General features: G+C 73.0%; 1 protein-coding gene and 2 pseudogenes. All 3 read right to left on the reverse strand.

Annotated elements, in window-relative coordinates; all coding sequences use genetic code 11:
- Positions 1-261 (reverse strand): annotated as a pseudogene (locus tag G6018_RS08625) (4'-phosphopantetheinyl transferase); the annotation flags it as partial.
- Complete coding sequence (locus G6018_RS08630; RefSeq protein WP_182639395.1) at positions 258-1184, reverse strand: metallophosphoesterase; 927 nt, start codon at positions 1182-1184, stop codon at positions 258-260. The gene G6018_RS08630 and the pseudogene G6018_RS08625, both read right to left, overlap by 4 nt.
- Positions 1181-1400: pseudogene (locus G6018_RS08635) on the reverse strand (MATE family efflux transporter); the annotation flags it as partial. The gene G6018_RS08630 and the pseudogene G6018_RS08635, both read right to left, overlap by 4 nt.

Raw genomic sequence — 1400 nt, forward strand, 5'->3', positions numbered from 1 at the left:
GAGCGTGCCCACCACCCCCGGGGGCCACACCGGCATCCCCCTGCCACCCCGGGTGATCGGCCCGGGGGGCACGCCCAGGCGGTTCATCGCCTCGCGCGCGCAGGCCCGCGCCGCGGCGAACTCGATCCGGCGGCTCTCCACCGCCCTGCCGATCTGCTCGACCTCGACGGGGTACATGGCGGCCAGCGCCGCCGAATCGGTCATGCCGAGTTCGTCGAACGCCACGGCCACCACGTCGTCCGGCAGTACGTCCCTGATCACCGTTCCTCCTCCAGGTCGGGTCCGTCCTCACCGGGCCGGGCGATCCTCGGCAACCCGTCCCGGTCCCGGATCCACCTCACCTGGGGGTGGTCGGGGACGGGGAGGATCTGACGGGCGAGTGGGTCGGGGCGGCCGCGGGCCGCCCACTCGCGCGGGTAACCCAGCGAGACCTCCTCGAACCGGACCGAGTCATGGACGGTGGTGCGCGGGATGTGCAGGTGCCCGTAGACGCTCGCCGTGGCCCGGTAGCGGCGGTGCCAGTCCGAGGTCTGGTCGGTGCCGCACCACAGCGCGAAATCGGGATGCCGCAGGACCTCGGTCGGTGCGCGCAGCAGGGGCCAGTGGTTCACCAACACGGTGGGGTGCGCCGGGTCCAGGGCCGCCAGTCTGGTGGTCGTGGCCACCAGCCGGGCGGCACACCAGGCGGCGGCGTCCGGGTACGGGGCGGGATCGATGAGGAACTCGTCGGACGCCACCACCCGTCGCTCCCTCGCCCCCGCGAGTGCCGATGCCCGGGACTGGCCGGGTGAGCGGGTCCACGAGTAGTCGTAGAGCAGGAACATCGGCACGACCCACGCCGGGCCTCCCGGACCGGTCCACAGCGGGTAGGGGTCCTCGGGGGTGTCCACCCCGATCGAGCGGCAGGCGTCCACCAGGCGGTCGTACTTGGTGGTGGAGGTGATCCCGTCGTCGTCGGAGGCGATCCACAACTCGTGGTTCCCCGGTACCCAGATCACCCGCTCGAACCGGTCGGCCAGGCGTTCCAGCGCGCCGACCACGTGGTCGGTCTTCTCCGCCACGTCTCCGGCCACGATCAGCCAGTCCCCCGGATGTACGGGCCGGATGTCGTCGATGACGTGCGCGTTGCCCCGGTGCCCGACGTGCAGGTCGGACACCGCGCGCAGACCCGGTCGGCCCGTCACGCCGGAGCCCCCTCGGAGGCCCGACCGGCCGGGGTCTCCGCGCCCAGGACCATCCAGCGGTCGCCGCGGACCCGAGCGACGACGGCGACGAGCCGCATCGCCACGAACACACCCATCCCCCACCAGATGCCGGCGAGTCCCCACCCGAAGTGCCTCGTCGCCAGGAGTACCGGGAGGAAGCCGAAGAGGGCCGCGACCACCGTGCTGGTGCGGAGG

The organism is Dietzia sp. DQ11-44 (genome assembly GCF_014145205.1).
Classification (GTDB): domain Bacteria; phylum Actinomycetota; class Actinomycetes; order Mycobacteriales; family Mycobacteriaceae; genus Dietzia; species Dietzia natronolimnaea.